Origin of the sequence: Streptomyces sp. AcH 505 (genome assembly GCF_000818175.1) — a bacterium.
In the GTDB taxonomy this organism is placed as follows: domain Bacteria; phylum Actinomycetota; class Actinomycetes; order Streptomycetales; family Streptomycetaceae; genus Streptomyces.
Map to the genome: position 1 here is coordinate 593,205 of NZ_JTIY01000002.1, position 7,383 is coordinate 600,587.

A 7,383-nucleotide genomic window follows, 5' to 3' on the forward strand; every position below is an offset into this window, starting at 1 on the left:
CTGGCCGTGACCGGCGACCTGCCGCAGGCCCGGCGCCGCCGCGCCGAGGCGGTCACCGCCGCCGAGGCCGTCGGCGATCCGCTGCTGACGGCCCGCGTGATCGGTTCCTTCGACGTCCCGGCGATCTGGACGGCGAACGACGACCCGGAGCTGTCGGCCCGGCTGGTGACGGCCGCCGAGCACACCCTGGCGGCGCTGCCCGAAGACCGCACGGCGGAGCGGGCCAGGCTGCTGATCACCATCGCGATGGAGCGGCGTGCCGACAGCGGACAGCGCGGCGACCGGGCGGCGCGGGAGGCGGAGAGCGCCGCTCGCGCCCTCGGTGACCCTGCCCTGCTGGCGTACGCGCTCAACGGCCGCTTCATGCAGTCCTTCCAGCGCGCCGGACTCGCCCCGAGCCGGGCGGCGATCGGTGAGGAGATCCTCGATCTCGCCACCCGGCACGGCGAGTTGGTCAGCTACGAGGTCCTCGCGCGGCTGATCCTCGTCCAGACCGGCGCGGCGCTCGCCGATCTCGCGGCGGCCGACCGGCACGCAGCGGCAGCCGACCAACTCGCCGAGCGCTACGACCTGCCGCTCGTCGGTGTGTTCACCGACTGGTACGCCGCGCTCCGGCTCGCGGTCACCGGCAGCACCGACGAGGCGCGGACCGCGTACCGTAAAGCCGCGGCCCGGCTGACCGGTTCGGGTATGCCGGGGCTGGAGGACGGCATCCTGCCGCTCGCCCTGCTCTCGCTCGACGCCCCCGACCTGCGGCCGGCCTCCGTACGGGACGCGGACTGGGGCCCGTACGAGAGCTGGGTGCGCCCGCTCGTACTGCTCGGCAGGGGCGAAGGGGACCGCGCGCTCACCGCCCTGCACGCCGTCCCCGACTCCCCGCGCGACCTGCTCCTCGACGTACGCACCTGTCTGCACGCGACGGCGGCGATCCAGCTCGGGGACCGGCCGGCGATGGACCGTCTCTACGAGCGACTGCTGCCCGCCGAGGACGAGTTGGCGGGCGCGGGCAGCGGTCTGCTCACGCTCGGCCCGACGGCGTACCACCTCGGCCTGCTGGCCGCCGCGCTCGGGCGGCGCGACCGGGCGGCGGGGCACCGACGGCGGGCGGCGGAGGTCGCCGAACGGGCCGGGGCAGCACACTGGGTGGCCGCCGCCCTACGATGTGAGACAGCTCAGTGACTTGACGCTGACCACTCACGATGAAGGGGATCCGCAGGTATGCCGGCCGAGACATTCGAGTTCCAGGTGGAAGCGCGCCAGCTCCTCCAGATGATGATCCATTCGATCTACTCGAACAAGGATGTATTTCTGCGGGAGTTGGTCTCCAACGCCTCCGACGCACTGGACAAGTTGCGTCTGGAATCTCTGCGCGACAACGATCTGCGCGCCGACGTGTCCGATCTGCACATCGACATCGAGATCGACAAGGAACAGCGCACACTGACCGTTCGTGACAACGGCATCGGCATGTCGCACGACGAGGTGGTGCAGCTGATCGGCACCATCGCCAACTCCGGTACCGCCAAGTTCCTGCGGGAGCTGAAGGGGGCCAAGGACGCGGCGGCCTCCGAGGAACTCATCGGCCAGTTCGGCGTCGGTTTCTACGCCAGCTTCATGGTCGCCGACGAGGTGACTCTGCTGACCCGGCGGGCGGGGGAGACCAGCGGCACCCGCTGGGAGTCCAGCGGCGAGGGCACGTACACGGTCGACGAGGTGGACGACGCGCCGCAGGGCACCGCCGTCACCCTGCGGCTCAAGCCGGCCGACACCGAGGACCAGCTCTTCGACTACACGTCCGGCTGGAAGATCAGGGAAATCGTCAAGCGCTACTCGGACTTCATCACCTGGCCCATCAGGATGGCGGCCGAGGACGACGGCGCTGCGGACGAGGGCGAGGAGGCCGAGAAGACTCCCGCCGGGCCCGAGACGATCAACTCGATGAAGGCGCTGTGGGCACGGTCCAAGGACGAGGTGACCGAGGCCGAGTACAGCGAGCTGTACAAGCACATCAGCCATGACTGGACCGACCCGCTCGAAACCGTGCGGATGCAGGCCGAAGGCACGTTCGAGTACCAGGCGCTGCTCTTCATCCCGTCGCACGCCTCGCCCGACCTCTTCACGCAGGGGCACAAGCGCGGAGTCCAGCTCTACGTCAAGCGCGTGTTCGTCATGGACGACTGCGAAGCGCTGATGCCCGAATACCTGCGCTTCGTCAAGGGTGTTGTCGACGCGCAGGATCTCTCCCTCAACGTGTCGCGGGAGATCCTGCAGCAGGACCGGCAGATCCAGCTCATGCACCGCAGGCTGGTCAAGAAGGTGCTCTCGACGGTCAAGGACATGATGTCCGCGAACCCGGAGCGCTACGCCACGCTGTGGAAGGAGTTCGGCCGGGTCCTCAAGGAGGGCCTGCTGAGCGACTACGAGAACCGCGACGCGCTGCTCGGCATCTCGTCGTTCGCCTCGACCCACGACGAGGAGCGGCAGACCACGCTCCAGGAGTACGTGGGGCGGATGAAGGAGGGCCAGCAGCACATCTTCTTCATGACGGGCGAGTCGCGCTCGGCCATCGAGACCTCGCCCCACATGGAGGCGTTCGCCGCGAAGGGCTTCGAGGTCCTGCTGCTGACCGACCCCGTCGACGAGGTGTGGGTCCAGTCGGTGCCGGAGTTCGACGGCAAGCAGCTCCAGTCCATCGCCAAGGGCGAGGTCGACCTCGACACCGACGAGGAGAAGAAGGAGGTCGAGGCCGAACGCGAGAAGCAGCAGCAGGACTTCGCCGCTCTGCTCGGCTGGATGACGAAGGAACTGGCCGAGAGCGTCAAGGAGGTGCGCCTGTCGTCGCGGCTCACTGTCTCGCCTGCCTGCATCGTCTCCGACACCCATGATGTGACCCCGGCCCTGGAGAACATGTACCGGGCCATGGGCCAGGACGTGCCCCAGATCAAGCGCATCCTGGAGCTGAACCCCACGCACCCGCTGGTCGCCGCCCTGCGCGAGGCGCACGGCGAGGAGCGCGCGGAGGCGGGGCTCGCCGAGGCGGCCGAACTCCTCCACGGGATGGCCATCCTCGCGGACGGCGGTGAACTGAGCGACCCGGCGCGGTTCGTGAAGCTGATGGCCGGCCGGCTGGAGCGCACCTTGTAGACCGTCCGGCAGACGCAACCGACCCACAGCCGGGGCAGGCCGCTCACGCGGCCTGCCCCGGCTTCGTCATGCCTGCCCGCGGCACAACGAATCGATCATCGTGCGGAAACTATTGACAAACTGGTGACAGGATCGCAACCTGTGAATCGCAAAAAAGGAGTCAACGGGCTCAATTTCTATGCAAGTTCATGGCAAGAGCTCACCCCGGCCACTGCGGCCGCCGCTGTCTCGTTCCGACTGAACAGAGGACACCATGAAACGGAAGCAGTTCGGCCGGTGGCTCGTCACCGGATTAGTGATGGCCGGCATGATCGCCTTCGGCCTCCTGCCCCTCTCCGCCTCGGCCGCCGAACGCACCGATCTGTCCGCGGGCAGACCGGCGTCGGCGAGCGGGTCCGAGGGGAGCCACCCCGCGGCCAACGTCACCGACGGCAACCAGCAGACCTACTGGGAAGGCCCGAACAACGCCTTCCCCACCTGGCTCCAGGTCGACCTGGGCAAGAACGCGACCGTCGACCAGGTGGTGCTCAAGCTCCCCACCACCTGGGAGGCCCGCACCCAGGCCGTGGCCGTGCAGGGCAGCACCAACGGCACCACGTTCACCACCCTGTCCGCCGCCCAGGCGCGGTCGTTCACCCCGGCGTCGGGCAACACCGTCACCGTCAACTTCACCGCGAGCAGCGTCCGTTACGTGCGGCTGAACATCACGGGCAACACGGGCTGGCCCGCGGGACAGCTCTCCGAACTGGGGATCTTCGGCACGGTCGACGACAGCCCCGGTGACCCCGGCGATCCCGGCGGCCCGGTCGCCGGCACCGACCTGGCGCGCGGCAAGCCGATCGAGGCGTCCTCGTCGGTCTTCACGTTCGTCGCGCCCAACGCCAACGACGGCAAGCTCGACACGTACTGGGAGGCGGGCGGTCAGCCGTCGACCCTGACGGTCAAGCTCGGCGCCGACGCGGATGTCACCGGCGTCGTGGTCAGGCTCAACCCCGACACGGCCTGGGGCAACAGGACCCAGAACATCCAGGTCCTCGGCCGCGCCCAGAGCGCGTCCGGCTTCACTTCGCTGAAGGCGCGCGCCGACTACGCGTTCGGCCCCTCGTCCAACCAGAACACGGTGACGATCCCGGTCACCGGCCGTGCCTCCGACCTACAGCTCCAGATCTTCGGCAACACGGGCGCGCCCGGCGGCCAGGTCGCCGAGCTGCAGGTGATCGGCACACTCGCACCCAACCCCGACCTCACCGTCACCGGCCTGTCGTGGACCCCCACGGCGCCGGTGGAGACCGACACGACGACGGTCAACGCCACGGTACGTAACGCGGGCACCGCCGCGTCCGCCGCGACGACCGTCAATGTCAGTGTGGGCGGTGTGGTCGCCGGCAGCGCCTCGGTGGGCGCGCTGGCCGCAGGCGCTTCGGTGACCGTCCCGGTCGTCGTGGGCAAACGCGCCGAGGGCAGCTACAAGGTCACCGCGATCGTCGACCCGACCGACACGGTCGTCGAGCAGGACAACAACAACAACAGCTTCACGGCGGCCGGGCAGTTGGTCGTCGGCCAGAGCCCTGGCCCCGACCTCCAGGTCCTGAGCATCAACTCGACCCCGCAGAACCCGGCGGTCGGGGCGGCCGTCCAGTTCACCGTCGCGGTCAAGAACCGGGGCACCACCGCATCGGGCGCCACCACGGTGACCCGGCTGACGGTGGGCGGCACCACGCTCAACACCAACACCCCGTCCATCGCGGCGGGTGCCACCGCCAATGTGAGCGTCACCGGCAGCTGGACGGCGACCAGCGGGGGCGCGACCCTCGTGGCCACCGCCGACGCCACCAACGTCGTCACGGAGACCAACGAGACCAACAACGCGTTCTCCCGGGCGATCGTGGTGGGCCGCGGCGCCGCCGTACCGTACGTCGAGTACGAGGCCGAGTCCGGCCGCTACCAGGGCACCCTGCTGGAGGCCGACGCCCAGCGCACCTTCGGTCACACCAACTTCGCCTCCGAGTCCTCGGGGCGCAAGTCGGTACGGCTCAACAGCACGGGCCAGTTCGTCGAGTTCACCTCGACCAACCCGTCGAACTCGATCGTCGTGCGCAACTCCATCCCCGACGCGCCGAACGGCGGCGGCATCGACGCCACCATCGGCCTCTACGTCAACGACACCTTCGTCAAGAAGCTCGACCTCTCGTCGAAGCACAGCTGGCTGTACGGCAACACCGACGGCCCCGAGGCGCTGACCAACACCCCGCAGGCCGACGCCCGCAGGCTCTTCGACGAGTCGCACGCCCTGCTGTCGCAGACGTACCCGGCGGGGACCAAGTTCCGGCTCCAGCGCGACGCGGGTGACACCGCGTCCTTCTACATCATCGACCTGATCGACCTGGAGCAGGTCGCACCTCCGACGAGCAAGCCCGCCGAGTGCACCTCCATCACGTCGTACGGAGCGGTCCCCGACGACGGGATCGACGACACGACCGCCATCCAGCGTGCCGTGACGGACAATCAGAACGGTGCCATCGCCTGCGTCTGGATCCCGCCGGGCCAGTGGCGCCAGGAGAAGAAGATCCTGACCGACGACCCGCTGAACAGGGGCCAGTACAACCAGGTCGGCATCAGCAACGTCACCATCCGGGGCGCCGGCATGTGGCACTCCCAGCTGTACACGCTGACCGAACCGCAGAACGCGGTCGGCAGCATCAACCACCCGCACGAGGGCAACTTCGGCTTCGACATCGACAACAACACCCAGATATCCGACATCGCGATCTTCGGCTCCGGCCGGATACGCGGCGGTGACGGCAACGCCGAGGGCGGCGTGGGCCTCAACGGCCGGTTCGGCAAGAACACCAAGATCTCCAACGTCTGGATCGAGCACTCCAACGTCGGGGTCTGGGTCGGCCGCGACTACGACAACATCCCGGACCTCTGGGGCCCAGCCGACGGGCTGGAGTTCAGCGGGATGCGGATCCGCGACACCTACGCCGACGGCATCAACTTCACCAACGGCACGCGGAACTCGAAGGTGTACAACTCGTCGTTCCGTACGACGGGTGACGACTCACTGGCGGTCTGGGCCAACCGGTACGTGAAGGACACCTCGGTCGACATCGCGCACGACAACCAGTTCACCAACAACACCATCCAGCTGCCCTGGCGGGCGACCGGGATCGCCGTCTACGGAGGCTACGGCAACAAGATCGAGAACAATGTCGTCTCCGACACGGCCAACTACCCCGGCATCATGCTGGCGACCGACCACGACCCGCTGCCCTTCTCCGGGCAGACCCTGATCGCCAACAACGAACTGCACCGCACCGGTGGCGCCTTCTGGAACGAGGATCAGGAGTTCGGCGCCATCACGCTGTTCGCGGCGAGCCGGGACATCACCGGTGTCACCATCCGGGACACCGACATCTACGACTCGACGTACGACGGCATCCAGTTCAAGACGGGCGGCGGCAACATGCCGGGCGTCACCGTCAGCAACGTGAAGATCGACAAGTCCAACAACGGCGCCGGCATCCTCGCCATGAGCGGCGCACGCGGCAGCGCGACGCTGAGCAACGTCACCATCACCAACTCGGCCGACGGCGACATCGTCACCCAACCGGGGTCGCAGTTCGTGATCACCGGCGGAGCCGCAGCGGCCAAGTCGGCCGGCAAGGCGGCGGGTGGTAAACGCTAGGGCCCGCGACAAGCCGGCCCCGCCGGTGAACAGCTGACACCCGTGGTCCCGAGCCCCGGCGGACGCCATCCAGGCGCCCGCCGGGGCCGGGACCACGGGCAGTTCCCGGCGCAACGGCTTCAGCGCCGGTTCCAGGCGTGCAGCTTGTCGGGGTTCATCATCAGCCAGAGGTGGCTGATGGAGCCCGCGTCGACCTCCGTGGCGACGACGGCGACCGTCCAGCCGTCCAGCCGGCCCACGAGCCCCGGCCTGCCGTTGACGTCCTCCTCGGTGAGCTCCACCCCCGGCTCCTTCCGCAACACCCCCACGAGATACCGGGCGACCTTGTCCGCACCGATCACGGGACGGCGCGCGGTACGGACCCTGCCCCCGCCGTCGGCATGCGCGGACGCATCAGGATCCAGCAGGCCGACCAGAGCGCCGACATCCCCCGTCTCGCACGCCCGCTTGAACGCGGACACGACCTGCCGGTGTGCCTCCGTCCCGGTCGCCGGCGGCCGGGCGTCCCGGATGCGCCGCCGCGCCGAGGCCGCGAGCTGGCGGCAGGCGGC

The 7,383-nt window shown here is 68.9% G+C and carries 2 protein-coding genes and 2 pseudogenes; 3 read left to right on the top strand and 1 reads right to left on the bottom strand.

Annotated elements, in window-relative coordinates:
• From HY68_RS32790 to HY68_RS32800, 3 genes and pseudogenes are all read left to right on the top strand, one after another.
• Positions 1–1,179, top strand: a pseudogene (locus HY68_RS32790) (SARP family transcriptional regulator); the annotation flags it as partial.
• A gap of 39 nt (positions 1,180–1,218) precedes the next feature.
• Positions 1,219–3,144 carry a molecular chaperone HtpG gene (gene htpG / locus HY68_RS32795; RefSeq protein WP_041998700.1) on the top strand — a complete coding sequence of 642 codons (1,926 nt, stop codon included), beginning with the start codon at positions 1,219–1,221 and terminating at the stop codon, positions 3,142–3,144.
• A gap of 253 nt (positions 3,145–3,397) precedes the next feature.
• Positions 3,398–6,832 carry a CARDB domain-containing protein gene (locus HY68_RS32800; protein WP_041998702.1) on the top strand — a complete coding sequence of 1,145 codons (3,435 nt, stop codon included), beginning with the start codon at positions 3,398–3,400 and terminating at the stop codon, positions 6,830–6,832.
• A 119-nt stretch (positions 6,833–6,951) separates the two neighbouring features.
• On the opposite strand, the pseudogene HY68_RS45810 reads toward HY68_RS32800, so the two are convergent.
• Positions 6,952–7,383 (bottom strand): annotated as a pseudogene (locus HY68_RS45810) (RNA polymerase subunit sigma-24); the annotation flags it as partial.